Below are 25,920 nucleotides of genomic sequence, written 5' to 3' on the forward strand. Positions count from 1 at the left end.
CATTTCGCTACGATTATTCACCAGCGGTCCGATTTTGTTATGGAAAACCGGCTACGTCGCGGAGCTGACCCCGGCGTCCGAGAAGCTGGCCATTTCGTTGAGCATGGCTGCGGCGGCGCGGAGCACGGGGATGGCCAGGGCGGCGCCCGTACCTTCGCCCAGGCGCATGCCCAGATCCAGGATCGGGCGGACCTGGAGTTGGTCCAGGATGATGCGGTGGCCAGGTTCGGCCGAGCCGTGGGCGAAAAAGGCGTAGTCCGCCACATGGGGCTGGATCTTCCAGGCCGCGACGTAGGCCGCCGTGGAGATGAAGCCGTCCACCACGACGGCCAGCTTGCGCCGGGCGCAACCCAGGATCAACCCGGTGAGACAGGCGATTTCCAGACCGCCCAGGGCCGCCAGGGTGCGCAAGGGGGGCGCGGGGGGCAAGGCGTTGCCGTTGACGGACAGGGCCCGGGCGATGACTTCGGCCTTGTGTCGGACTTCTCGGGCCGACAAACCGGTGCCCGGTCCGGTGATTCGTTCCGGCGCGCACCCCAGGTAGGCGCAGTAAAGGGCCGTGGCCGCCGTGGTGTTGGCAATGCCCATCTCGCCGGTGCCCACGGCGAGCACTCCCTCTTCGGCGGCTTGATCGGCCAGGGCGACGCCCACGGCCGCGGCCGCGGCGCATTCCGCCTCGGACATGGCCGGTTCCACGCTGAAATCAGCGGTTCCAGGTCTGACCTTGCGGCGCAGCAGCATGGCGGAGTCCGGGACACCGACCGAGAAGTCGTCGTGGGCCACGCCCACGTCCACTACCCGCAGCTCCACTCCGGCCGAGTGGGTCAAGACGTTCACGGCCGCTCCTCCACGCAGGAAGTTGCGAACCATCTGGGCCGTGACCTCCGAGGGAAATTTGCTGACGCCCTGGGCCGCGACGCCATGATCCGCGGCGCAGGTGTAGATGCGGGCCGGGTCGACCTTGGGGGTCGGACCGCGACCGGCGTTTCGGCTGATCAGGGCCAGGTGCAGGGCCAATTCCTCCAACCGCCCCAGACTGCCCTGGGGTTTGGTCAGGTCGTCCAGCCGGGCCTGGATGGTGGATGTCGCGGAGCGGTCCAGGGGAGTGACGGCCTGGATGCAGTCTTGGAGCAGGTTGATCGCGGACGATGCGTTGGGGAGTGAAGTGGGCTGGTTCATGATTGGAAGTCCAGTTTGCAGGTCGCTCCCTGAGGATAATCCGCCGGGGGCGTTTTCATGTGTACAGGTTGACCGGTGGATTGGAGCACGGCCTGCCAGTAGTTGCTGACCGTATTGATCTTTTTGCGCTTTCCGGCCACCAAGCTGAGCGGCAGATGGATGTAATGGCCGTGCAATTTGCTGACCACCATCCCGGTTTTGCCGGCCATGGCCGCATGCACGGCGTTCTGGCCCAGGAATCCGCAGTAGACCCGGTCGTTGGCGTTGGCCGGGACCGAGCGGATGATGTAGCTGGGATCGATGAACTTCAGGGTGTACTCCATGTCCTTGGATTTGAAGTAGGTGTCGATTTCTCGTCGTAACAGGCCGCAGATGTCTCGCAAAACCGGGTTGCCCGAGGCGTCGGTCTGGCTGGAAGCAGCCAGGAGGTCCTGTCCCGCCCCTTCGGCCACCACCACCACGGCGTGTCCGCGGCGACGGATGCGGTCGTCCAGGGCTTGTAAAAAGCCGTTGGGGCCGTGGATTTCGAAGGAGTCCTCCGGGACCAGAACGAAGTTGACATCCTTCAGGGCCAGCGTGGCCTGGGCCGCGATGAATCCGGACTCCCGCCCCATGAGCTTGACCATCCCGATGCCGTTGGGCGCTCCCAGGGCTTCGGTATGGGCGCAGCGAATGGATTCCGTGGCCTTTTCCACGGCGGTGTCGAAGCCGAAGGAACGTGGGACGAAATTGATGTCGTTGTCAATGGTCTTGGGAATGCCGATCACGCCCAGCTTCAGGCCGCGCTTGGCGACTTCCTCCTGGATTTTTTGGGTGGCCTGCATGGTCCCGTCCCCCCCGATCAGAAATAGGATGTTGACGTTCATCCGTTCCAGGGCGTCCACGATTTCCTCAGGTGACTGCGGACCGCGGGAGGAAGAGAGAATCGTTCCTCCGAACTCGTGGATGCTTGCAACCTTGTCCGGAGTGAGTTCCTCCAAGTTGTGTCCGTAGGAGGGGATGAAGCCCTGCAATCCGTAGCGAATACCAAGGGTGGAGGCCACGCCGTAGCTGTGGTGGGCGGTCATGACCAGGGAGCGGATGACGTCGTTGATGCCCGGGCAAAGGCCGCCGCAGGTCACGATGGCGCATTTGGTCTTCGGGGGGTCGAAATACAGGTTGGCTCGGGGGCCGGCGGGCTCGAAATCGTAGGTCTTCACGCCGTTGGTGCCGGTCTCGCCCTCTTCGTTGGTGACGAAAAGCTGAACCCGCTGGCCTTCATTGATGAACAGGGCGCACTCCATGCGGGAGCGGACTTTGGTCGGCCCCAGGTCGGGAATGGCGGTGGAAATGTCGTCTTCTCTATGCATGCATACTTGCGTGTCACTCATGGTGTCCTCCGGAATCGCAACGTGTTCGGGAAAAGGTTTTTCGCCGAGCACTGAGTAGTGTAATAATAAGAAATGAGCCGTACTATGAAGCAAAGCGCCTCGAATGGCAAACCGATCTGAATTCGATATACAGGTTCCTTTGAGGTCGGCGGCTTGGGCTCCATGTGTGAGATGATATTGTCACGCAGGGCACCTTGACACAAATTTCTCAATCAGATACTCGCTTTCTGAATCGAGAATACACGGACAACAGCGTTTTTGTTCGAAAAAAGTATTACTCAGCCATGCGCGGGGGATCGTCTCCCGTTCTTTTTGGTTTTTCAATGGCCTGGGTGGTTTACTTCGGGCAGGGCGTCCCAGAACGTTCCCAAATCCTGAACGAACCTCACCTCGCTTTATTATCAAGAGCTTCCGCGCGAGCATGCGCTTTTTTCATTAACCTGACATTGTCATTCGGCCGGGGTCATGACCAACGACATTATCGAACTTCTCAAGGAAAACAGGAGCATGCTGGTCGAGCGCTGGACCGAGGCAACCCTGCGAACCTATCCTTCCGAAAGCGCCCGCTTCTACTCCAAGGAAAAAGATCAGTTTCTCAATCCCGTTGGGCACGCCATGGGCAAGGGGCTGTCCGAAATTTTCGACGCCATGCTGGCCGGACTGGATGTCCAACAGATTCGACCGATGCTGGACAGCATGGTTCGCATTCGGGCCGTTCAAGGATTCGCCCCCTCCAACTCCCTGGCCTTTCTGTTGTTCATCAAGAAAATCATCCGCGACGAACTGGGAGCGGAAATTCAGTCCAAGGGCCTGGAAAAGCAACTTGCGGCTTTTGAAGAACGGGTCGACGGCGTTTTGCTGGTGGCCTTCGACGTCTACGCCCAATGCCGTCAGACGCTGTCCGACATCAAGAACAGCGAGTTCATCAACCGGCACACTCAGCTTTTGAAACGGGCCAACCTGATGAGTGAGGAAACCCGTCTTTCCTGACGGGGTGGACGACCATTCAACGCAACCACTGGAGCATCAACGCAAAGCGAGGTAGGGAAATGGCAGTGTGGTATTCTTTGTTACTCGTCTTGGGAATGTCCCTTTTTGTCTACCTGGGAGCCGGGTTGCTCGGTTTGCAGGCCATTTTCGGCATCGTCATCCCGTATGCGGCGATCCTGGTCTTCTTGATCGGATTTACCATGCGGGTGTTGGGTTGGGCCAAGTCGCCGGTGCCGTTCCGGATTCCCACCACCGCCGGACAACAGAAAAGCCTGGACTGGATCAAACCGTCCAAGATCGACAGCCCCTACACCACCTGGGGCGTCGTGGGCCGGATGGCCATGGAAGTTCTGCTGTTTCGGTCCTTGTTCCGCAACACCAAGGCTGAAATCACCGAGGGCAAACTGGCCTACGGGTCCAACAAGTGGCTCTGGCTGGGCGGCATTCTTTTTCACTACACCTTTCTGACCATCGTGATCCGGCACCTACGCTTTTTCACCGAGCCCGTGCCGTATTTCGTGCAGGTCCTGGACAACATCGACGGCATGCTGCAGATCGGCTCCCCGGTGATTTACCAGACGGACGTCATCCTGGTCGCGGCCCTGCTGTTTCTGCTGATTCGGCGATTGGTGAGCCCGCAGTTGCGTTACCTGTCCTTGCCCGCCGACTATTTTCCGCTTTTTCTGATCCTGGGGATCGCCCTTTCCGGCATCATGATGCGCTACTTCGCCATCTTCAAGGTCGACCTGATGAGCGTGAAGGTCCTGGCCATGGGGTTGGCCACCTTCAACCCCACGGTTCCGGAAGGAATCGGCGTCATGTTCTACATCCACCTCTTCTTTTTCAGCATGTTGCTGGCCTACTTCCCCTTCAGCAAGCTGATGCACCTGGGCGGCGTGTTTCTCAGCCCGACCCGCAACCTGCCCAACGACAGCCGGATGGTTCGCCACGTCAACCCCTGGAACGCTCCGGTGAAGGTTCATACCTACGAACATTACGAGGATGATTTCCGGGAAAAAATGATCGAGGCCGACCTTCCCGTGGAAAAGCAGGCCTAAGGCGGCTTCCCAGCAGCTGACGGCAAGCAATAGGTAATCAAGATAAGGAGTCGTTATGTCACAAGCGCCAAAGCCAGAAGAATTGCTCCGGGTATCGCATATTCCCCCCAAGAAAGATTGGATGGATCCCCGGGTGGACCTCATTCCCGGGACGTGGGGGTACCCGGGGAAAGCGAGCAGCCTGGAGACGCTCGGATTGCCCAACCCCCGAGAATGGAACCCCACGGACGAGGACTGGAAGCTGCCTCCCAACTGGAAAGAGATCATTCACGAAGGTCTTAAAGAACGTCTGGAAAAGTATCGCTCCCTGAAGGTCTTCCTGGACATCTGCGTCCGTTGCGGAGCCTGCGCCGACAAATGCCACTTCTTCATAGGCAGCGGCGACCCCAAGAACATGCCCGTGCTGCGGGCCGAACTGCTCCGGTCCATCTACCGCAAGGACTTCACCGCGGTGGGGCGCATGCTGGGTACCTTCGCCGGCGGGCGCGAGCTGACCGAGGACGTGATCAAGGAGTGGTTTTATTATTTTCACCAGTGTACGGAATGTCGGCGTTGTTCCCTGTACTGTCCCTACGGCATCGACACCGCGGAAATCACCATCGTCGTTCGGGAACTGCTCAACCTGATCGGCGTGAACATCGACTGGATCCTCGGCGCGGCGGCCAACTGCTACCGCACCGGGAACCACTTGGGCCTGGAGCCGCACACCTTCAAGGGCAACATCGACTTCCTGGTGGACGACATCGAGGAATACGTCGGCGTTCGCCTGAATCCCACGTTCAACCGCAAGGGCGCGGAGGTGCTGTTCATCGCTCCTTCCGGAGACGTCTTCGCCGATCCAGGTATTTTTACTTACATGGGCTATCTGATGCTCTTCGAGCACATCGGCCTGGACTACACCATCAGCACCTACGCCTCGGAGGGCGGCAACTTTGGGTTGTTCACCAGCCAGGAGACCATGAAGCGGCTCAACTCCAAAATGTACGCCGAAGCCAAGCGACTCGGCGTAAAGTGGATACTGGGCGGCGAGTGCGGTCATATGTGGCGCGTTCTGCACCAGTACATGGACACCATGAACGGACCGGCGGACTTTTTGGAAGTTCCCAAGTCCCCCCTCACCGGGACCGTGTTCGACAACGCCAAGTCCACGAAGATGATCCACATTGTGGAGTTCATGGCCGACCTGATCCACCACGGCAAGCTCAAGCTGAACCCGAAGCGCAACGACTACCTGCGGACCACATGGCACGACTCCTGTAACGTGTCCCGCGGCATGGGCATGTTCGAGGAGCCGCGTTACGTGCTCAAGAGCGTGTGCAACAACTTCTTCGAAATGCCGGAAAACACCATTCGCGAGCAGACCTTTTGTTGCGGTGGCGGTACCGGCTTGAACGCAGGGGAGTTCGAATACCTGCGGATGATGGGCGGCATGCCTCGGGCGTTCGCGGTCAAGCATGTTCAGGAAAAGCATGGCGTGAACCTTTTGGTGAACGTCTGCGCGTTGGACCGGGCCATTCTGCCTCCGCTGATGGATTACTGGGCGCCCGAGGTTGCCGTCTCCGGATTGACGGAACTGGTGGCCAATGCACTGGTCATGGAAGGGGAGCACGATCGGCCCACCGATCTGCGCGGCGAGGACATTCCAGGCTTGGAGGGGGATGAATAATGTACAACGCCGGTAAAATCATACCTGGACTGGTTATTTTTCTTGGGCTGGTAACGTTTCCGTTCTGGTCGAATCTCGGCCGGGCTGCCTTCGAAGCACCGGAACTGGTCTTGCCCGAGACTGAGGAAGAATGCGTCGAGTCCGGAGACTGGATGCGCGCCAACCACATGATCCTGCTGGACGATTGGCGGGACTTGGCGGTTCGGGACAATATGCGCCTGTATACCAGTGAAACGGGAAAGCGCTTCGACATGAGCCTGACCAAAACCTGTCTGTCGAGCCAGTGCCATGCCAACAAGGACACGTTCTGCGACCGATGTCACGATGCTTTGGCCATCGCCCCGCACTGCTGGGATTGCCACGTCGTACCGTCAATGGGGGAGGAATAAACCATGGCCATAAATCGAAGAACCTTTCTGAAGGCCGCCGGACTGACGACTCTGGCCGGAGTGGCCGGACACGCGGCGATGGAGCTGTTGGCCCCGGGCGCGCTGGAAGCTTCCGGGCCCTCCAAGGTCGGCGAGTATCCTGAAGCCCTGACCGCCAAGCGCTGGGCCATGCTCATCGATACGGAGAAGTTCACCACGGCCCAAGTCTATCAGAAGTGCGTCGACGCTTGCCATATTCTGCACAACGTGCCGCATATTCCCGGAGACCAGGAAATCAAGTGGCTTTGGACAGACAGCTTCAAGCATGCCTTTCCTGACCAACAGCACGCCCTGGTTCCGGACAGGATCAAAAACCAACCGTTCCTGGTGCTGTGCAACCATTGCGACAATCCGCCCTGTGTGCGGGTCTGTCCGACCAAAGCCACGTTCAAGCGTGACGACGGCATCGTGATGATGGACATGCACCGCTGCATCGGTTGCCGCTATTGCATGGCCGGCTGTCCCTACGGCGCGCGAAGCTTCAACTTCTGGGATCCGCGACCGTTTATCGAGAATATCGATCCCTACTACCCCACCCGGATGAAAGGCGTCGTGGAGAAGTGCACGTTCTGTGAAGACCGGTTGGCCAAGGGGCAGCTTCCAGCCTGCGTCGAAGCCTCGGAAGGGGCGCTGATTTTCGGCGACCTGGCCAACGAGGACTCCGAAGTGCGCCGGGTGTTGCGGGAGCGGTACAGCCTGCGTCGCAAGCCTTCCCTGGGGACGAACCCCCACGTCTTCTATCTGATATGAGGTGAGCAAATATGTTGGAAAAAGCGTTACAGGGAAACAAGGCGTACTGGGGGTGGATCGCCTCGCTCCTCGTCGTCATCGGTATCGGTTTCGGCTTTTACGTGTATCAGTTGCAGCAGGGCCTGGGCGTCACCGGTCTGAACCGTGACGTCTCCTGGGGACTGTACATCGGACAGCTGACCTACATGGTCGGCATCGCCGCCTCGGCGGTCATGCTGGTCCTGCCCTATTATCTGCACAACCATAAGGCCTTCGGGAAGCTGGTCATCTTCGGCGAGTTTTTGGCCGTCTCCGCCGTGGTCGTCTGCCTGCTGTTCGTTGTGGTCGACCTGGGTCAGCCCCAGCGACTGATGAACGTTATCCTTTACCCCACGCCCAACTCGGTCCTGTTTTGGGACATGGTGGTCTTGAACGGATATCTCTTCCTGAACATCATCATCGGCTGGTCTGTGCTGCACGCCGTGAAGAAAGGCGTTCGCCCGGCTTCCTGGGTCAAGGTCCTGATTTACGTGTCTATTCCCTGGGCCGTGAGCATCCATACAGTCACGGCGTTTCTGTACGCCGGTCTTCCCGGGCGGTACTTCTGGCATGACTCTCTGCTTGCGGCCAGCTTCCTGTCCGGCGCTTTCGCCGCTGGCCCCGCGTTGCTGCTGCTGATTTTGATGATCGTGCAAAAGGTGTCGGATCTGAAAATCCCCAAGGAAGCGATTCAGACCATGACCAAGATCATCACCTATGCCTGGGCCATCAATCTGTTCATGGTGCTGTTGAAGATCTTTTCCGCCTACTACAGCCAGTATCCCGCGAAGATGGCCGCCTTTGACTACATGTTCGGCGGGTACGGTGGAGAGCAGCTGATGCCCTGGATGTGGAACTTCGTGTTCCTGGGGGTCGTCTCCCTCGCCTTGTTGGTCATCCCCGCCACCCGGAACAATCCGGTTACCATGACCATCGCCCTGGTCATGGTTTTTGTCGCCGGCTGGATCGACAAGGGCCTGACCATGGTCATCGCCGGGTTCATTCCCAACCCCTTCAAGGTCCACACGGAGTACTGGCCGACGATTCCCGAGGTTTTCATCTCCGTGGGCGTGTATGCCGTGGGCCTATTGATTCTGACCGTCCTGTACAAGGTGGCCCTTGCGGTACAGCGGGAGTCCGCTTCCTAGGCGCTACCAAGCGCATTCTCGAATCCAAACCTCCAAGCCCGCCGCGACCTGAACCGCGGCGGGCTTTTCTTTGCGCCGACGGCCCGGCAAGTCCAAGGCTAAGAACAAAGGCTGAGAAAGGCGAGGAACCCCTTTGGCCCCATGCGCGAAGCGGCGAAATATTCCTGTCAAAAATTGCCCTTCACGCTCTTGACATCACAGCCTAAACGTCTCAAGAATATCTGGTCGTTCGGCTTTCCTGAAGGGCAATGGGCGTGCCGATAGCTCGGATTTCCAGCGACAGGACCACGACCAGCGCGTTATTACGATTGTCTTTTGAGGGGGGGCGCTTTTCGTCCGGATACGGGACGACCTCGCCCGTGGCGTCGAGAGTGCGACGTCGAAGCACCACAACCTGCTCACGGAATTGATCCCGGGCAGATTTCATTCAAACTGGAGGTAGAAAATGGGTTGGAAGATTACTGTTGATGTCGACAAGTGTACGGGCGACGGCGAGTGCGTCGATGTTTGCCCTGTTGAAGTCTATGAACTTCAGGACGGAAAGGCCGTTGCCGTGAACGAGGAAGAGTGCCTGGGCTGTGAATCGTGCATAGAGGTCTGTGAATCCAACGCCCTCACGGTTGAGGAAGTCTAAACGCTGACTTTTTTCTCATAACTGTCATTCGTTTTGCCAAAAGGAGGGTCGCCCTCCTTTTGGCGTTTTAGGAGCACGGCATGTCACTGGATTTCTCACCATTTTTCACGAAATACGAAAAACTATTGGCTGATGTGGACAAGGTTTTCGTCACGGTCAAGGAACAGCATCCGGACTGCGTGACCTGCACGACGGGGTGCAGTGACTGCTGCCACGCCGTTTTCGACTTGCCCTTGATTGAAGCCTTGTACTTGAATCACCATTTTCACGGTGTTCTGCCCAAGGAAACCAAAGCCCAGATTTTGGCCAAGGCCGACCAAGCTGATCGCGCGGCCTATAAATTGAAGTATCAGGCTCACAAGAGGCAACGCTCCGGCGAGGATACGGACGTCATTCTGGAGGACATGGCTCGCAAACGGGTTCGTTGTCCGCTGCTCAACGCCCAGGATCGTTGTGATCTTTACGCATTCCGGCCTATAACATGTCGGTTGTACGGCATTCCGCAGGAAGTCGGCGGTAAGGCCAGGACGTGCGCGTTTTCCAAGTTTTCACCCGGCGCTCCGTATCCCACGGTCCATGTGGACAAGATCCACCAGGCATTGGCTGCTCTGAGCATGGAACTGGTCGCTTCGCTGAATACAAAATACAATCAGATGGCCGATATGCTCGTTCCTCCGTCCATGGCCCTGCTCACGGTGTACGACGATGAATACTTGGGGCTGGCAAAGTCATCCGGGTGCTCCTCCTCCGGGTGTTCGCCATCCGGATGTTCGCCATCAGGGGCTTCGACGGGTGGTTGCGGTCCTGTCAAGAAGGACGGCTGTTCGTGCGGTCCGAACGAGTGTGATCCCGGGAGCTGCGAGCCATGTCGGAAATAGACGAACAGCAAGAGCAGAAACGGGCGATTTACGAGAGTCTTTCTCCCAGAGCCAAGACCTATGTCGCCAAGGTCGGGTACGACAAGTGGGACCCGTTTCAGAAGCCCAACGATCCGCTGGACCTGCGAAAACACACCACGGACAAGACCGCCCGGGCCATGGCCATGGGGTTTTTGCAGCAACGCAAGGAAGAACATTACTCCAATATCTACGCCAAAGCCGTGATGGACATGTGCATGGGACTAATGGACAACGATGAGCGCTATCTGGCCATGTATGAATTTTGCCGCTGGTATCAGGAGCAACCCCAGCCCCATGAAGAAGTTTTGGAGCAGCGAACGTTTCGACGCGACTAGATCAGGCCGACAACCATACCCCGCAAACTCACTGGAGCGATCATGACCGCATCCTCGAAAACCGACGATTTTATCAAGGAAAAGAAAAACCTTCTTGCTCAGAACGCCGATTGCGGCAACTCACATTACAACCTGGGCGTTGCCTACCTGTCCCAACGCAAATGGAAGGAAGCTGAGGAGGAATTCTTCGCGGCCGTGGAGTCCTCTCCCACGTTGGCCGAAGCCTATGTGCAACTGGGCGGTATCCGGATGTACCAAAACGATCTGGAAGGTTGCCTGTACTTCAATCAAAAAGCCGTGGATGTGCGCCCCAAGTTTCCCGTACCGTATGGCAATATCGGCTTTGTGCACCTCCAGAACGGTGAGCCGGAAAAGGCGCTGGAGCCGCTGATGCAGGCCCTTTCGTTACAACCAAAATTCATCCAGGCACATACGACCTTGGCCAGTGCGTATTATGTCTTGGGGAATCTGGAAAAATGCATTGACCATTGCGAACGGGCCCTGAAGGTCGAGCCTCGGTTCGCCCCGGCCTATAATAACCTCGCACTGTGCTACTACGATCAGGGCAAGTTCGATCTGGCCCTGGAAAATATGGACAAGGCCTTGGAGTATGGTTTCGAGGTGGTACCGGAGTTTCGCGCTCGGCTCGAGGAACATCGGTCCTGATCTTTGACCGCGGTGTCCGAGAGGCTCAAACCACCCGATGGGTGGCCGGGAGGTCCTGGTGGCATATTTCAAGTCCATGAAGCAGGATTTTTCAACTTTTCTGCCCCAAGACGATTGGCGAGAGCAGTGGGAGCCCTACCTGGATCTGCCGCTCCGAAAGGTTTTAGGGCCGTTATTCTCCCTGTTGCTGGCTCCGGTACCGCTTTTGAAGTGGCGAGCGGTCTCGGCCTTCGGGGTGACGGTGTCCAGGCTGGCGGAGCAGGATTTGGAGTCTGCGCGGGTAGTCATGCGCCGGTTGATGTGGAATTTGAATGAAGAATCCGGGGCCATTGGCTGGGGAGCACCGGAGTCCATGGGGGAGAGCCTGGCACGGTGTTCAAGGCTAGCCGTGGAATTCAACCGGATTCTGATTTCCTACGCCCAAGAACCCGCGTCTGGTGACGGCAACTACCTCGACCATGAGCCGTTGCGGCGCGGTGTCTACTGGGGCATGGCCAGATTGGCCGAAAAGCAGCCGGATTTGGTTCAGCAGGGCCGCTCGACGTTTCTTGAGCTGTTAAAGGATGAAGACGCGGAAAAACGAGCTCTGGGCCTTTGGGGGCTGGGTTCGGTGGGGGTGGGAGCAGGGCAAGAGAACACGTCCGCTGTGCGATCCTTGATTGAAGACAAAAACGTAGTCGTGCTGTATCGCAACGATCAGTTGCGGGAGTACCTCGTCAGCGACCTTGCACGGGAAGCCTTGGTCAAGATCGAGTCCTGATTTCCCGCTACGTCATGTTTGATCATTCTCTGGGCCGTTTTCCTGGTGCCGCCGCGCCGCCGCTACGAAGTTAACGGCCCAGGTCGGCACTCCCAGGGCGTGAAGGTGGGTGTAGCAGGCAAAAGTGTTGCGGAAAATCAGGCCATCTCGATTTTGGTCGATACCGCTGCCCCGCTGCATTTCCAAGGCAAAGGACATCTCCGGTGGCAAGGGAGTGACGCATTTGGAGTAATGAAATTCATGGCCGGTGAATTCCAGCCCCTCAGCATGAAAGGGGTTGGGATGGACTACCTTGGCCACGGTGTAGCCATGGCCCTGCGGTTTGGCGCAGAGCATTGTCTGGACCGGAAAGACCCCGGACATGGGGTACACGGTCTCCCTGCAGATCAGGCTTTGGCCTAAATACATGAACCCTCCGCATTCAGCATAGATGGGCAGCCCTTGGCAAGCGAGTCGGTAAACCAAGGCTCTCGTTACCTCGTTCCTGGCCAGTTGTTCGGCTTGGGTTTCCGGAAAACCGCCCCCTAAATACAGGCCATGAAGCACGGGCCACCGCGCAGATGAGAGCAGGCTGAGTTCAACCAGTTCCGCCCCATTCCTTCGCAACTCCTCTAAATTTTCCTTGTAATAAAACCAGAGCGCTGCGTCCCGGACTACTCCGATGCGAATGCTATTTCCCTGGAGCGGGTCAAGCATCGCTATATCTTGCCGAGGGGGCTGCTGAGCTGATCCCAAGGTCTTTCTGGGCGGATGGGGTTCGTGCTCCACGGTTTGGGGCTTAGCACCACCTTCTGAGACGTTGTCGGTTGTGAAGCCACATCCCTGGGAACTGCCTGCTGGTGCATCAGGCAAAGGCAGGGCGGGTGCGCTGGCGGCGATGGCGCGAATGGTCTCGATGTCCAAACAATCACGGGCAACGGTGGCGAGCCTGCACAGGGTGGCCTCGGCCTCGGTGCATTCCTGGTCGGAAACAAGGCCCATGTGGCGTTCCGGAATAGGATCCGGCTTGATTTTGGGAAGAATTCCGACCACGGGAACATCCGTATACTGCTCGATGCATTGACGCAGAATGGTCTTGTGGCGCGGTCCGGCAGTACGATTGAGAATGACCCCGGCCAGATGTAGGTTCGGCTCAAAGGTCCGGCAACCCAGGACCAGGGCCGCCACCGTGCGGGTCATCTTGGTGCAGTTGATGATCAGCACCACCGGCGCTTGGAGCAACCTGGCCAATTCCGCGGTGGAACAGGAACCGCTGGTGTCTTTGCCGTCAAACAGCCCTCTATTGCCCTCGATCAGGGCCACGTCGGCCGATGCGGACTCTCGAAGGAAAAGCCGTACCAGCGAATCGCTGGGCATCATGAACGGGTCGAGATTGGAGGTCTCCCGTCGGGCGGCCAATCCAAGCCAGGCGGCATCGATGTAGTCCGGGCCTTTTTTGAAGGGTTGGACCCGCAAGCCGAGATCCGTCAGTGCGCGGCACAGGCCTAATGAAAGGATGGTTTTGCCCGCTCCACCGCTGAGGCCGGCCAATATAAGGCGAGGAGGGGTATCCACGGGATGGATGCGAGGCAAAAAGGAAAGGTATGGAGAAAAGGAGGGAGGTGCAATCAGTCGTGGGGGCGTCCCAAAATAGTTCGTTTCAATATTTCAAGATGCGAGAACGCATATATTGGCACCGACTGTCGCGTTCAGCCCAGTGAGTCGGCCACCGAAATATTTCATCACGAAGTAGCGAGCAGGACGAAATATTTTGGGATCCCCCGTGGAAATGTCGATCTATTCGCCTTCGCCGGCCTGCTGCTTGCCTGCACCTTTGAGGCCGTAAAAGGTGGTGCTGCCGCTGGACCAGTATTCCAGAATTTCTTCGTTGACCATCTGGCCCAGAAGTTTTTTTGCATGCAGAGTTTTGATTTCCGGAACCATGGCGGTCAAGTCCTTGAAATAGAATTTGGACTTGCTTTTGCTTTTGGCCATCATGCCGTCGATTATGGCTTGTTTTGCCGCTGCGTCATCCATGAGATTCTCCTCGGTTTATGAACCGGCCTGGGGGCGGGATGCCCCCAGGCCGTGATTGCGGGTTGGTTTAGAACTTGAAGTTCGTGGTCTGCCGCCAGGTCTCGTAGGCGGGATCGCGGAAATCATCGATCAGGTGCCAGGTGAACTCCAGGTCGCAAACCTCGAAGAAGCGCTCCCAGCCGATCCGCTCAGCCCATTCGCCCAGGCGCTCATACTTGTGCGCACCCTTGGAGTAGGCATCCACGATCTGGCGGACTTTCTTGACCAGCGTGGGCCAGCGGGGCGGCTCATTGGGCACGAAGTCCACGACGACCTTGGAGAACTTCGGGTTGCTGATCCGGTTGGAGACCTTGCCGCCGACCATGATGATCAGGCCGTCGCCGCCTGCTCCATCGGACAGTGGCAGGGCCGGGCACATGGTGTAGCAGTTGCCGCAGAACATGCAGCGTTCCTGCTTGATGGCCACGGAGTTGACCTTGGTGCCGTCTGGCATGTCGACCTTGGTCGGACGGATGGCGGCGGTGGGGCAGGCGGACACGGCCAACGGTACTTCGCAGATCTGATCCAGGACGTTGTGGTCGATAATCGGAGGCTTGCGGTGGTAGCCGACGAAGCCGATGTCCGAGCAGTGCACGGCGCCGCACATGTTCACGCAGCAGGCCATGGAGACGCGCAGCTGCGCGGGCAGGCGCATCTGGGTGAATTCCTCGAACAGGTCGTCCATCACGGCCTTGACCGTTCCGGAAGCGTCCGTGGCCGCGGTGTGGCAATGCACCCAGCCCTGGGTGTGAATGATGTTGGTCATGCCCGCGCCGGTGCCGCCGATGGGGAACTTGTAGCTGCCGCCGGTGTGCTTGCGGCTGAGCAGGTCTTCCTTCAAGGGGGCGACCTTGTCCTTGCTGTCCACCATGAACTCGACATTGTTTCGTGTTGTCCAGCGCAGGTGTCCGCCGCAATGCTTGTCGGCGATTTCACACATTTCCCTGATGGTCTGTATGCCCATCAGTCGCGGGGAGCCGACACGAATGGTGTACACTTCGTCACCGCTCTCGGCCTTGTGCATCAGAATGCCGGGTTCCAGAATTTCGTGGTACAGCCACTTGCCGTAGTTCTTCTTGATTACCGGCGGCAAAAACTGCTCATAATGCTTAGGGCCGATATCCGTGATCCGATTCTTCATCGGCTGCTTCGGATCATATCCTGAGGAAATGAATGCCATTTGTATAACCTCCTGGGCTCGTTACATTTTGTGACGGCTTCTGTAGTCTGCGATCTGTCGGTCCCAACCGCCGGGCACTTCCTCTTCCTTCCAGAAGATGTACGGGTTGGTCCGCGGCTCCTGAACCACGCGGGCATCGACCTCGACTTCCAGAACCTGCAGAATCTTGTACAGGCCGACGCGCTTCATGGTTTCACCGACTCGCTCACGGTTCTTGCCTTCTTCCATCCAGAACTCAAAGAGCTTCTCGATCAGATCCTTGATTTCGGTGTAGGGGGCTTCGCACTTAATAAAGGGAACGACCAGGGTGCCCATCTGGGCGCCGTCCAGGATCGGGGCCTTGGCGCCCAGGAGCATGGCGCAGCCGGTGTCTTCGCCGATCCGCAGGGCGCGCGGCATGGCGTTGATGCAGTGCATGCAGTGATTGCACTCTTTGTCGTTGATCTTCAGGGTGTCGCCTTCCATCCACATACACTGGGTCGGGCAGAGGGCGATGATTTCCTTCTGGATGTCGAACTTGCCCCAGTCGCGACCGGCATGGGCTCCGCCGTTCGGGGGAATCTCGCCGCCAATGTAGGCCTTGACCGCTTTCTGGTCGATGCGGATGTTGTCCTTCCACAGGCCGATGAAGGACAGGTCGGAGCGGGCGATGGAGGCCACGCAGCCGTTGGGGCAGCCGTCAAACTTGAACTTGAACTTGTAAGGAAAAGCGGGACGGTGCAGGAAGTCCTGAAATTCATTCGTGAAGTCGTGACATATGGCCTGCGCGTCGATACAGGCGAACTCGCAACGGGACATGCCCAGACAGCAGGCCGGGGTACGCAGGTTGGAGCCGGAGCCGCCCAGGTCGGTATCCAGATTGTGGGTCAGTTCATAGAAGATTTCTTCCAACTGCGGGGTGGTGGTGCCCAGCCAGACGATGTCGCCGGTGGAGCCGTGCATGTTGGTCAGGCCGCTGCCGCGGAGTTCCCAGAGATCGCTCAGCTGATTCAGGAATTCCGTGGTGTAGTACAAGCCCGAAGGCTGGTTGACGCGGACCGTGTGGAAGTGCGCCACGCCGGGGAACTGCTCAGGCTGGTCGCAGTACCGGCCGATAACACCGCCGCCGTAACCGAAAACGCCGACGATGCCGCCGTGCTTCCAGTGGGTCTCGCCGTCGTTGTAGGAGAGTTCCAATACGCCCAACAGATCGTCACAGACGTCCACCGGGATCTGGTACTCAACGCCTTTTTCGTTCTTCGCCCTGGACTCCGCTTCCCGCTTGATGTCGGAAACAAAGCTGGGCCATGGTCCTTTTTCCAGCTCGTCCAACAACGGGGTCTTGTGTTTCGCCATTGTTCTGCCTCCTCGAAGGGTTTAGGGGGGTTCATCAAACAAAACAGAAGGGGAACATGCCTCCGCATTCAACCGAACATTCGCCGGGAGAATGCGACCACGTCAGCCCCCTTATGCGCAAAATGAATCCGCAAAATGAATCCAATGATCTGAATAGAAGCACTTGGAAATATGCTTCGTGAAAATTATTACAACCGCAAAGCTCTTATTGTCAAGGCAAAGGCCTATTGCGTGAGTTTGGGCACCCAAGAGGGGTGGGAGAGGTGGAGAAATGTCGATCTGTTTTGGTAAAATTTCTGGAATTTTAATCGTTTGTGTTTTGTGTGCGGCGTGTGGTCCTTATCCCGTAACTGCTGGGCAGGGTTTTGCTGTTGAAGATTTTTCCCTCGGCCCGAAACGGCCGCAGCTTGTTGTTCAGGAGTTGAATTTGGTCCGCGAGTCTGCGTTTATAGGGGAAAAGCTGCGACGCGCTCTTACGTTCCTCCAAAAAGAGGATCACCTGGATGCGTGGAGAGTGGTCCCTGTGAAAGAGTGCGCGAGCAAAGGGCCGCAATTCCGGGACGTCCCAGCGCCGGGCCGCGATGAGGCCGGAGAGGCTGTCCCGGACCTTCTGAACCACCTCCGAGACTAGCCGCCCGGAGAGCAGGCGCTGGCGGTTGCGGGACTCATGTCCGCTGAGATCCTTGACCTCAATAAGCAGCAGATCGCCGGGTGCGCCGGACCCCGGACGAACAGCCATGAAATCCACCGCCTTGGTCCCTTCCACCCGGAGCATGGTGCTCCGGTAGAACTTGGTGTCGTCGTATTTGCAGACCGTGACGCCATGGGTAAAGCGAAAGAGCAATTTCCCCTCGACGTATTCGGTCATCGGTCTGTCTCCCCTGGAGACGCGCTTTGGGACTCTTGTTCATTTCCCAGACCCTCCACATGAGCCGCCTCAAAATGTTGCTCAAGGTAGCGGTCGCTCTGATCCAATTCCTCTTCCAAAGCCGCGATGTTGGGCAAACCCTCGATGTCTTCGTCCTGGTGGGCGACGACTCCGGAATTGTTGTATTCCAGCCCGGTGAACAGGGTCTGCACGGCATGGGACCGGTTCAACAAGGCCAACTCTCTGAGCAGAAAAAGGCTGTGGGTGGCGATGACAACCTGGATTCCGGCCTGGGCCGTAGCCAGCAGCGCCTGAGCTACCTTGCGGATCAATCTGGGATTCAGATTACTGTCCGGTTCATCCCAAAACAGCGTGCATCCTCGACACAGGGTTCCGTTCAGCAACAAGTACGCCAGTTGGGCGATCTTGCGCAGTCCCTCGGCCAGCAAACCGATTTCCAGCTTGCCTTTGTCACTGGTTTTGACGTGAAAACGTCCGTGCTCTAGAAGGACTTTGCCCCGCAGGATGGTCTCCAGTTCTTGAATCAGGGAGGCTACCGGATGCAATTGAGACGGCTTCAACGGCCCGGCCTGGAATTTTCGGCACAGGTCGTAATAGGTCTCGTCCATGGGCAGTTCGCGGCGCTCGTAGGAGCCGACCAAACTAGGGAAAAGGGACAGGGCTTCCTTGGGAGGGAGCATCACCGGTGACTTGGCGGTTTTTGGGGGTGTATGCGCTTCGATGACCACCTTTTTGCGGCTGTTGGGCGCGAAGCTGAAGCGCAGGGCATGCCCCTGGAAGTCGGCATGTACCACGCAGCGCGACCGTCCGGAAGAACGATTGACCAGTCCGCCTAGAAAATCCGGCCGAAACACGGCCACCAATTTTTCCGCGATCCGTTCGTCCAGGTGGAAGTGGATTTCCGGGGCCGTTTCCTCGGAACTCTCGCTTTGCAGAGCGCTGACCACATAGGCGAGTTTGAGCAGGTGACTCTTGCCCGTGCTGTTTTCTCCGACAATGACGTTCAAGCCGGGAGTGAAGTCCAGCTTGGCTTCGGCGAACAGGGAAAACCGGGTAACGGTGAGCGATGTCAGCATGGCGGGGCGCTCCGGCTTTGGGTGGAGGGGGTGAGGCAGTCCGTTTGGATCATTGATCGAGGATTTCGATGTATGACTCTTCACCTGAAACACTTGCATGGAAAGGGAAGATGGTCAATGTTGTTTCGGAGTCGATGTCTCACCCCATTAGCATCATGTCGATGGAGAACGCCGCATGAACAGAACATCCGTTTTTCAGGCCGTGAGCACAGTCGTGCCGCTGGGTTCCATTCTGCTTCGGGGCTGGGTGCGCACCAGGCGGGACGCCAAGGAAGTCACATTTCTGGAGATCAACGACGGCTCCTGCCTCATGAACGTGCAGGTCGTCGTGGACCACGCCGTGGCGGACAAGCTGTTCAAGGACGTGAATACCGGGGCCTCGGTGGAGATTCACGGCGAGCACGTGGCCTCGCCCGCCGCGGGGCAGAGCTGGGAGGTGCGGGCCGAGCGGGTCGTGCTTATCTGCTCGGCGGATCAGGAAACGTATCCGCTTCAGAAAAAGCGCCATTCGGACGAGTTCCTGCGGACCATCGCCCATCTGCGGCCCAGGACCAACAAGTACGGGGCCATGGCCCGGATCCGGTCCGAGGCGGCCTTTGCCGTGCATGATTTTTTTCGCGGGCGGGGCTTCTGGTATCTGCATGCGCCGATTTTGACCGGTTCGGACTGCGAGGGGGCTGGGGAGATGTTCCGGGTGACCAGCCTACCTCCCGAGCACCAGCCCAAGCCCGGAGCCGACGTCCATGCCGAGGATTTTTTCGGACGACAGGCCAATCTGACCGTCTCCGGTCAACTGGAGGCCGAGCTGTACGCCTGCGCCCTGGGCAAGGTCTACACCTTCGGGCCGACCTTCCGGGCCGAAAACTCCAATACTCCGCGGCATGCCGCGGAATTCTGGATGATTGAACCGGAGTTCGCCTTCGGGGATTTGGCCGAAGACATGCAGTTGGCCGAAGACCTGACCAAGGCCATGGTCCGGCACGTCATGGATACCCGTGCGGACGACCTGGAACTGTTCGCCAAGTTCGTGGACAAGACCTTGCTCGGCGACCTGGAAATATTGCTGGCCAAGCCCTTTGCCCGGATATCCTATGCCCAGGCCATTGACATCCTGGAAGACAGCAAGCGGGATTTTGAATTTCAGGTGTTGTTCGGGTCGGACTTGCAGACCGAGCATGAGCGTTTCCTGGCCGAGGAGCACTTCAAGCAACCGGTGATCGTTTACGATTATCCGCGAACCATCAAGCCGTTCTACATGCGCCTGAACGACGACGGCGAAACCGTGGCGGCCATGGACCTGCTTGTGCCCCGTGTGGGAGAACTGGTGGGCGGGAGCCAGCGCGAGGAACGGCTGAACATCCTCTCGGACCGGATGGACGAGCAGGGCCTGAACAAGGACGCCTACTGGTGGTACCTGGACACCCGCCGCTTCGGCTCCGCGCCTCACGCCGGATTCGGCATGGGTTTCGAGCGCTTCCTGATGATGATCACCGGCGCGACCAACATCCGCGACGTGATTCCCTTTCCCCGCACGCCGGGACATTTGGAGTTTTAGTGTTCACCCCAATCCCATCTCCGGCATCATCTCCTTTCCCGTCAAGTCTGTATCATATCCACCCAGGTCGCGGATTTTCGCCTGTAACGTCTCGGAGCGGATCAGATCCAGGATCGTGGTGATTTTCGGGTCATCCGCGAATTGTCTGGGGATGATCAGGTCGTAGCGTTCCCGGGCCAGGGGCACGAAGTCCAGGTTCAGGGCCTTGGCCGCGGCGAAGATGCCCAGGCCGCAGTCCGCCGCGCCGCTGAGCACGTTCACGGCCACGGCCATGTGCGTGTACTCTTCTTTGTCATAGCCTTTGACCGAGTCCGAGGTGATGTCGGCCTGCTTGAGGTGGTGGTCCAGGAGGATGCGCGTTCCCGCGCCGCGTTGACGGTTGATGAAGGTCAGATCGGGCCGGGCCAGATCCTCAACGCCCCGGATGCTCTTTGGGTTGCCCTTGGCCGTGATCAGCCCCTGGTGGCGGATGGCCAGGTTGATCACCAGCAGGTCCAGGCCGGCGAGGTATTTGGCCAGGAACGGAAAGTTGTAGTCCGCGGTTTCGGGATCAAAGAGGTGGCACCCGGCCAGGTGGGCCGCGCCGTTGCGCAGGGCGGTCAGGCCGCCCATGCTGCCCACGTGCGTTGAGGCCAGCCGAAAGGGCTCGGCCAGGCCCATCAGTTCGTTGGTCAGTAGATCCAGGGTGTTGTCGTGACTGCCCACGCAGACGATGGTTCGCTCCATTTCGGCTTCGGGGACCAGCAGCTCGGCGTCCAGCAGGGCCCCGGCCTCCACGCCCTCGCTGTGCATGGGGATCCGGGCGATGCCCTGGGCCTTGGTCAGGGTGGTGATCATCCCCGCGCCCCGGGCCAAGGGCGTGGCCACCCATTTCTCGCCCACCCGACCGATGGCCAGACGCATGAATTCCTGGACCCCCAGCTTGGACGGCGTCTTGCGGGTCAGCTCCACCCGGACCTTGGGCCGCGCCCCCGGATCACGGCGGCCCATCCAGGCGGCCAGGGGCCGGACCAGTTCCTCGAAGCAGATCACCGCGCTGACCGGATAGCCCGGCGCACCCACCAGCAGTTTACCTCCGGCCTCGCCCAGGAGCGACGGCTTGCCGGGCATGGCCGCGATGCCGTGGACCAGTATCCGGCCCTGGCTCTCCATGACCGTGCGTGTGAAATCCTTGGTCCCGGCGGAGGAACCCGCGCCGATGACCACGATGTGTGCGTCTTCCAGTGCTTTGCGCACGACTTTGGTCAGAGCGCCCAGTTCGTCCCGGACCGGCGGCGTCCGGGTGACCACGCAGCCCCAGGATTCACCCAGGGCCTTGAATACCTGGGAATTGCTCTCAACCACCTGGCCGGGCTTGGGCTCCGGCCTGGTGGTGAAGTCCAGCACCTCGTCCCCGGTGGGGATGAAGGCGATGCGCACCCGCTCCCAGACCTCGATTTCCCAAATTCCGGCGCTGAGCAGCGCGCCCACGTCAAAGGGCGTAATCCGGTGGTTCTGCGGCAAGAGCAGCTCCGTGGCCACGATGTCCTCGCCGATGCGTCGGACGTGCTGCCAGGGAAAGGTCGGGGCCTCGATGGCGATGGTTTCCTCGTCCACCTGGACCACCTGCTCGATCATGATCACCGCGTTGGTTCCCTCGGGCATGGCGTGGCCGGTGTTCACGGGCCGGTAGTCCCTCCCCAGCTTCAATTCCAGGGGCCGCCCCTCTCGGGCCGTAAACGTGGCTTCCGCGTCCACGGCCACTCCGTCCATGGCCGCGCTGTGAAACGTCGGACTGGAATACCGGGAAAAAATCGGCCCCGCTGTAACCCGACCCAGAGCGTCCTGGGACAAAACGACTTCCCTGCGGATCAATTGCTCCCGGTCCAGGGCCTCCTTGGCCGCGGCCAGGGCTTCGGGAATGGGGATGGTTGTCAGGTAGATGGAACGTTGAAAGGTCATGGAGAATCCTCACAGGTCAATGATTCGCGTGGAAATGGGGGTATCAAAACTATATGTGAGCGTGCTGCCTTCTAAGCAGTCATGCCCGTGAACCTTGGCCTCGTGCAGACCGGGAGCGGGTTGCGGGCTTTTTTCAGCTGTTACTATTCCAGACTTGGGTACTGCAAGAGCTATGTTTTCTCAAGGAGAAGGGCAAGTATGTTTGTTTAGGTTTGTTTCGGTAATTTCTAGTTCATTCTTTGTAGTATTCAGAAAATAGTTGACGAGAAAGCACCTAAAAAGTATTTCGTGAACACCTTGCGCATCACTGTCTCATCGGAGGATTTCGTGAAGAACTTGTTGTCCACCAAGGAAGTGGCCCAATTGCTCGATGTGAACGAGAAGATGGTCTACGGCCTGATTGCCGAAAAGGGGCTGCCGGCCACGAAAGTCACCGGGAAGTGGCTTTTTCCCAAACATCTCGTGGAGCAATGGATTGAAAACAGCACCCAGAATTTCCCTTCGCCGACTTCGCCCCTGCCACCGTATCACGGCCTGCTGATCGTGGCCGGCAGCGACGATCCGCTGCTGGAACGGACCTTGAACCTGTTCAACAAAACCTTTCCCAAGCATCTGGCGGTCTACGGCAACGTGGGCAGCTTCGGCGGGTTGAAGGCCATGAACAACAATTTGTGCCACATGGCTTCCAGCCATCTGATTCAGGCCGAGGACGGGGATTACAATTTTCAGTTCGCCGAGGAGGAACTGAGCGCCCCTCCGGCGGTGATCAATTTTTGCTTCCGGGAGCAGGGCCTGATCCTGGCCAAGGGCAATCCCCTGAACATTCGCTCCGTGGCCGATTTGGGGCGCAAGGAAATCCGGGCGGTCAACCGTCCACTGACCACGGGTACGCGCCTGCTCTTCGACCAGCACCTGGAGAAGGCCGGTGTGGCCGCGGAAACCATGGTCGGGTACGGCAACGAGGTGCATCGGCACCTGGATGTCGGATTGGAGGTCTTGAGCGGCCGGGCGGATGTCGGGCCGGCCATCCGGGCAGTGGCCGGAATCCTGGAGCTGGACTTTCTGCCGCTGGGCCGGGAGCGGTTCGATCTGCTGATTTCCCGGGAGCGATTCTTTGACAAGGGAGTCCAGCAGTTCCTGGGGCTGCTCCACGACGCGACGTTTTCGCGTCAAGCCGAGGCCTTGACCGGATATGATGTCTCCCAGGCCGGGCGAACGATATATCCAAGTGATCCGGAGAACAGGTAATAGTGTAAAGGACTTGCTGTCCGTAACCGCAACATGAAAAGGAGATTTGCATGCGAAAAATCGTTTCCATCGTAATTGGCGCTGCTCTTGTATTGGCGGCGCTTCCGGCCCTGGCCCAAGACAAGGTGATCACCATGAGCACCACCACCAGCACCGAGGCTTCGGGGTTGTTGGACTTTTTGTTGCCGGAGTTTCTCAAGGATACCGGGATCACCGTGCGGGTGATGTCCAAGGGCACCGGAGCCGCCTTGAAGGACGGCATGGACGGCAACGCGGACGTGGTCTTCGTGCATGACGTGGCCCGAGAAGAACAGTTCGTGGCCGAAGGGTACGGCACGAAGCGCTACTACGTGATGTACAACGATTTCATCATCGTTGGCCCGGAGAGCGATCCGGCCGGGATCAAGGACGCGCCGAACTCCGCGGAGGCCATGAAACGCATTGCCGCGGCCAAGGCCCCCTTTGTCTCCCGAGGTGACGACAGTGGTACGCACTCGCGGGAAAGGCAGCTCTGGGAAGCCACCGGACTGGCTCTGACGGACGCGAAGTCGCCCCAGGACGCCGACGGTTGGTACTTTTCCATCGGCCAGGGCATGGGCGAGGCCCTGATCTTCGCCGAGGAGAAGGAAGGTTACGTCCTTGCGGACCGCGGAACCTATCTACAGTACAAGTTCGGACGCACCCAGCCCTATGATCTCGTGGTCGTTTACGAAGGCGACGACATGCTCAAGAACCCCTATGGCGTGATCCCGGTCAATCCGGAAAAGCATCCTCACGTGAAGTTCGATCTGGCCGATACCTTCGCCCAGTGGCTGGTCTCCGAGCGCGGCCAGCAGGTCATCGCCGACTACCAGCTCCACGACCAACCGCTGTTCTTCCCGGATGCGAAATAGGATGACGGGCAACCGCGGCACGACATGATAACCCACCCTTGACGGGTTATGCCTGCACGCAGGGGCGGGAGAAACTCCCGCCCCTGTGATATTTTCTCCTGACCTCTGACCTCTAAACCCCCATGGATTTCCTCACCCAAAGCATCATCGAAGCCTTCCGGATGATCTGGTCCCTGGACCCGGAAATGTACTTCATTGTCTACGTCTCCCTGTACGTCAGCTTCTTCTCCACGATCATCGCCTCGATCCTGGGCGTACCGCTTGGCTTTCTGATCGCGGTGAAACAGTTCCGGGGCAAGCGGGCCGTGATCACGATTTTGAACACCATGCTGGCCCTGCCCACGGTGGTCATCGGGTTGTTGGTCTACGCATTCCTGTCCCGGCGAGGCATGCTCGGCCATCTCGGCCTGCTCTACACGCCCAAGGCCATCATCATCGGCCAGGTGATCCTGATCCTGCCCTGGGTGGCCACGTTCACCATGGCCGCGGTCAGCCGGATCGACGAGCGCTATCGCCGCACGGCCCTGACCCTGGGCGCGAATGCCCTGCAAGCGGCCCTGGCCGTGGCCCGGGAAGCCCGCTTCGGCATCCTGGCCGCGATCATCGCCGCATTCGGTCGGGTCATCGCGGAAATCGGCATCGCCATGATGCTCGGCGGCAACATCAAGGGCTTCACCCGAACCATGACCACGGCCATGGCCCTGGAGCACAACAAGGGCGAATTCGTGCTGGCCGTGGCCCTGGGCATCGTTCTGTTGGCCGTGAGCCTGATCATGAACGTGGCCCTGCAACTGGTGCAAGGCAAGTACGGGGATAATCGATGAGTCTGTACGCGTTGCACAACGTACGGCAGGTTTTTGAAGGCCGGACCGTGTTGGATATCGAGGCCCTGGAGCTTGCCGCCGGGGGCAGCTACGCCCTGCTGGGGCCCAATGGTTCGGGCAAGACCACTTTACTGCACGTTCTGGCTTTTTTGCGTCCGCCGGTGCTCGGGGACGTCTTATTTCAGGGCAGCCGCGTGGAGTGGCGGGACAGCATCCTGACCGCATTGCGTCGCAAGGTGGTGCTGGTGGATCAGCATCCGATCATGTTTTCCACCACGGTGCTCAAGAACGTGGAATACGGCCCCAGGATGCGCGGTGTATCCGCCCGCGAGCGGCACAATGTCGCTAAGGAGTGCCTGGAACGCGTGGGCATGTCGGCCTTTGCCCATCGCCCGGCCCACCTGCTGTCCGGCGGCGAGACCCAGCGCGTGGCCATTGCCCGGGCCATGGCCTGCCGTCCGGAGGTGATGCTCTTCGACGAGCCCACGGCCAGCGTGGACGTGGAGAACCAGGCCGTCATCGACGGGGTGATTCGTGAACTGCGCAAGGAGCAGAGCATTTCCATCATCTTCTCGACGCACAAGCGTTTGGAAGCAGCCAGACTGGCCGAGGAACGGATATTTCTGTTTGAAGGCCGGCTTACGGGACCAGGCGGCGAAAATCTCCTTTCCTGCGATATAGTCCAAGGAAACCGAGGAACGGTCTGCGTTGTCGGCGACAACGTCGCCCTGCCCGTGCAAACGTCGCGCTCCGGCCCGGGGAGGGTCTTTATCAAACCTGAACTGATCAGACTTATCCCCATTGATGCCGCTCACGAAGAATCGTCCGAGCAGGGACATGTCGGCGAAATATTGCAGATGACCGCGGAAGGTCGAAACATCAAGGTGCTCCTGGATATCGGCGTTCCCCTTCGAACCTTGCTGAGCAAGGATGACGCCAGGCGGCTCGGCGTCATGGTCGGGGAAAAAGTGCGCGTGCGTATTGATCCGGAAGCGATAGAGCTGGCCGGATGAACAGAGTGAT

General features: G+C 58.8%; 26 protein-coding genes. 16 read left to right on the forward strand and 10 right to left on the reverse strand.

The annotated features are described in order from the left end of the window. Nucleotides 1-51 precede the first annotated feature (51 nt). The gene (gene cobT / locus C6366_RS04605; protein WP_107736178.1) at nt 52-1,179 is read right to left on the reverse strand and encodes a nicotinate-nucleotide--dimethylbenzimidazole phosphoribosyltransferase; all 1,128 of its coding nucleotides are present in this window, start codon (nt 1,177-1,179) and stop codon (nt 52-54) included. Next, the gene (locus tag C6366_RS04610) at nt 1,176-2,549 is read right to left on the reverse strand and encodes an ATP-dependent 6-phosphofructokinase (RefSeq protein ID WP_233248393.1); all 1,374 of its coding nucleotides are present in this window, start codon (nt 2,547-2,549) and stop codon (nt 1,176-1,178) included. Before C6366_RS04610 ends, cobT begins: the two co-directional genes overlap by 4 nt. Before the next feature lie 465 nt (nt 2,550-3,014). On the opposite strand from C6366_RS04610, the gene C6366_RS04615 reads away from it, so the two are divergent. Genes C6366_RS04615 through dsrP form a run of 6 tightly spaced genes read left to right on the forward strand, consistent with a single transcriptional unit; the run spans nt 3,015 to nt 8,607 of the window. Further along, complete coding sequence (locus C6366_RS04615; RefSeq protein WP_107736180.1) at nt 3,015-3,539, forward strand: RsbRD N-terminal domain-containing protein; 525 nt, start codon at nt 3,015-3,017, stop codon at nt 3,537-3,539. A gap of 59 nt (nt 3,540-3,598) precedes the next feature. After that, on the forward strand, nt 3,599-4,597 hold the full coding sequence (dsrM, locus tag C6366_RS04620) for a sulfate reduction electron transfer complex DsrMKJOP subunit DsrM (RefSeq protein WP_107736181.1): 999 nt from the start codon (nt 3,599-3,601) through the stop codon (nt 4,595-4,597). 55 nt (nt 4,598-4,652) lie between these two features. Continuing rightward, on the forward strand, nt 4,653-6,263 hold the full coding sequence (dsrK, locus tag C6366_RS04625; RefSeq protein WP_107736182.1) for a sulfate reduction electron transfer complex DsrMKJOP subunit DsrK: 1,611 nt from the start codon (nt 4,653-4,655) through the stop codon (nt 6,261-6,263). Then, entirely contained in the window at nt 6,263-6,652 is a 390-nt protein-coding gene (dsrJ, locus tag C6366_RS04630) for a sulfate reduction electron transfer complex DsrMKJOP subunit DsrJ (RefSeq protein ID WP_031385914.1), read from the forward strand. The genes dsrK and dsrJ overlap by 1 nt, the downstream gene beginning before the upstream one ends. A 3-nt stretch (nt 6,653-6,655) precedes the next feature. Next, nucleotides 6,656-7,441 (forward strand): sulfate reduction electron transfer complex DsrMKJOP subunit DsrO, encoded by a 786-nt coding sequence (dsrO, locus tag C6366_RS04635; RefSeq protein WP_107736183.1) that lies wholly within the window; start codon nt 6,656-6,658, stop codon nt 7,439-7,441. Between the two features lie 11 nt (nt 7,442-7,452). Beyond that, nucleotides 7,453-8,607 carry a sulfate reduction electron transfer complex DsrMKJOP subunit DsrP gene (dsrP, locus tag C6366_RS04640; RefSeq protein WP_107736184.1) on the forward strand — a complete coding sequence of 385 codons (1,155 nt, stop codon included), beginning with the start codon at nt 7,453-7,455 and terminating at the stop codon, nt 8,605-8,607. Nucleotides 8,608-8,818: 211 nt separating this feature from the next. Here the strand turns inward: dsrP and C6366_RS19525 are convergent, their stop codons facing one another. Then, a complete protein-coding gene (locus C6366_RS19525; RefSeq protein WP_158269644.1) occupies nt 8,819-8,995 on the reverse strand; it encodes a hypothetical protein in 177 nt (58 codons plus the stop codon). 57 nt (nt 8,996-9,052) lie between these two features. Here C6366_RS19525 and C6366_RS04645 point away from each other — a divergent pair, with 57 nt between their 5' ends. From C6366_RS04645 to C6366_RS04665, 5 genes are all read left to right on the forward strand, one after another. After that, nucleotides 9,053-9,241 carry a ferredoxin gene (locus C6366_RS04645; RefSeq protein ID WP_028572109.1) on the forward strand — a complete coding sequence of 63 codons (189 nt, stop codon included), beginning with the start codon at nt 9,053-9,055 and terminating at the stop codon, nt 9,239-9,241. Between the two features lie 80 nt (nt 9,242-9,321). After that, nucleotides 9,322-10,119 carry a YkgJ family cysteine cluster protein gene (locus tag C6366_RS04650; protein WP_107736185.1) on the forward strand — a complete coding sequence of 266 codons (798 nt, stop codon included), beginning with the start codon at nt 9,322-9,324 and terminating at the stop codon, nt 10,117-10,119. Further along, nucleotides 10,107-10,475 (forward strand): hypothetical protein, encoded by a 369-nt coding sequence (locus tag C6366_RS04655; protein WP_107736186.1) that lies wholly within the window; start codon nt 10,107-10,109, stop codon nt 10,473-10,475. The genes C6366_RS04650 and C6366_RS04655 overlap by 13 nt, the downstream gene beginning before the upstream one ends. Nucleotides 10,476-10,517: 42 nt before the next feature. Further along, nucleotides 10,518-11,141, forward strand: a complete 624-nt coding sequence (locus tag C6366_RS04660; RefSeq protein WP_107736187.1) for a tetratricopeptide repeat protein — start codon at nt 10,518-10,520, stop codon at nt 11,139-11,141. 58 nt (nt 11,142-11,199) lie between these two features. Beyond that, a complete protein-coding gene (locus C6366_RS04665; protein WP_146164770.1) occupies nt 11,200-11,901 on the forward strand; it encodes a DVU0298 family protein in 702 nt (233 codons plus the stop codon). 12 nt (nt 11,902-11,913) lie between these two features. Here the strand turns inward: C6366_RS04665 and C6366_RS04670 are convergent, their stop codons facing one another. The 6 genes from C6366_RS04670 to C6366_RS04695 form a co-directional block, all read right to left on the reverse strand. Continuing rightward, nucleotides 11,914-13,455 carry a cobyrinate a,c-diamide synthase gene (locus C6366_RS04670; protein WP_158269645.1) on the reverse strand — a complete coding sequence of 514 codons (1,542 nt, stop codon included), beginning with the start codon at nt 13,453-13,455 and terminating at the stop codon, nt 11,914-11,916. Between the two features lie 222 nt (nt 13,456-13,677). Further along, the gene (locus C6366_RS04675; RefSeq protein WP_107736190.1) at nt 13,678-13,917 is read right to left on the reverse strand and encodes a dissimilatory sulfite reductase D family protein; all 240 of its coding nucleotides are present in this window, start codon (nt 13,915-13,917) and stop codon (nt 13,678-13,680) included. A gap of 67 nt (nt 13,918-13,984) precedes the next feature. Beyond that, nucleotides 13,985-15,136 carry a dissimilatory-type sulfite reductase subunit beta gene (gene dsrB / locus C6366_RS04680; protein ID WP_107736191.1) on the reverse strand — a complete coding sequence of 384 codons (1,152 nt, stop codon included), beginning with the start codon at nt 15,134-15,136 and terminating at the stop codon, nt 13,985-13,987. Nucleotides 15,137-15,157: 21 nt separating this feature from the next. Next, nucleotides 15,158-16,471, reverse strand: a complete 1,314-nt coding sequence (gene dsrA, locus C6366_RS04685; protein ID WP_107736192.1) for a dissimilatory-type sulfite reductase subunit alpha — start codon at nt 16,469-16,471, stop codon at nt 15,158-15,160. Between the two features lie 304 nt (nt 16,472-16,775). Beyond that, complete coding sequence (locus C6366_RS04690; RefSeq protein WP_107736193.1) at nt 16,776-17,339, reverse strand: hypothetical protein; 564 nt, start codon at nt 17,337-17,339, stop codon at nt 16,776-16,778. Then, a complete protein-coding gene (locus C6366_RS04695) occupies nt 17,336-18,436 on the reverse strand; it encodes an ATP/GTP-binding protein (protein WP_158269646.1) in 1,101 nt (366 codons plus the stop codon). The genes C6366_RS04690 and C6366_RS04695 overlap by 4 nt, the downstream gene beginning before the upstream one ends. Before the next feature lie 175 nt (nt 18,437-18,611). Between C6366_RS04695 and asnS the strand changes: the two genes are divergently transcribed. Beyond that, nucleotides 18,612-19,991, forward strand: a complete 1,380-nt coding sequence (asnS, locus tag C6366_RS04700) for an asparagine--tRNA ligase (protein ID WP_107736195.1) — start codon at nt 18,612-18,614, stop codon at nt 19,989-19,991. Nucleotides 19,992-19,994: 3 nt separating this feature from the next. Here asnS and C6366_RS04705 read toward each other — a convergent pair whose 3' ends face one another. Further along, a complete protein-coding gene (locus C6366_RS04705) occupies nt 19,995-21,932 on the reverse strand; it encodes a molybdopterin biosynthesis protein (protein WP_107736196.1) in 1,938 nt (645 codons plus the stop codon). A 327-nt stretch (nt 21,933-22,259) separates the two neighbouring features. Here C6366_RS04705 and C6366_RS04710 point away from each other — a divergent pair, with 327 nt between their 5' ends. The 4 genes from C6366_RS04710 (at nt 22,260) to C6366_RS04725 (ending at nt 25,910) form a co-directional block, all read left to right on the forward strand. After that, entirely contained in the window at nt 22,260-23,180 is a 921-nt protein-coding gene (locus C6366_RS04710) for a helix-turn-helix transcriptional regulator (protein WP_107736282.1), read from the forward strand. A 50-nt stretch (nt 23,181-23,230) separates the two neighbouring features. Continuing rightward, the gene (locus C6366_RS04715; RefSeq protein WP_107736197.1) at nt 23,231-24,073 is read left to right on the forward strand and encodes a substrate-binding domain-containing protein; all 843 of its coding nucleotides are present in this window, start codon (nt 23,231-23,233) and stop codon (nt 24,071-24,073) included. A gap of 122 nt (nt 24,074-24,195) precedes the next feature. Then, entirely contained in the window at nt 24,196-24,897 is a 702-nt protein-coding gene (locus tag C6366_RS04720) for an ABC transporter permease (protein WP_031385894.1), read from the forward strand. Continuing rightward, nucleotides 24,894-25,910, forward strand: a complete 1,017-nt coding sequence (locus C6366_RS04725; protein ID WP_107736198.1) for an ABC transporter ATP-binding protein — start codon at nt 24,894-24,896, stop codon at nt 25,908-25,910. The genes C6366_RS04720 and C6366_RS04725 overlap by 4 nt, the downstream gene beginning before the upstream one ends. The last annotated feature ends 10 nt before the right edge of the window (nt 25,911-25,920 follow it).

The organism is Desulfonatronum sp. SC1 (genome assembly GCF_003046795.1).
Classification (GTDB): Bacteria; Desulfobacterota; Desulfovibrionia; order Desulfovibrionales; family Desulfonatronaceae; genus Desulfonatronum.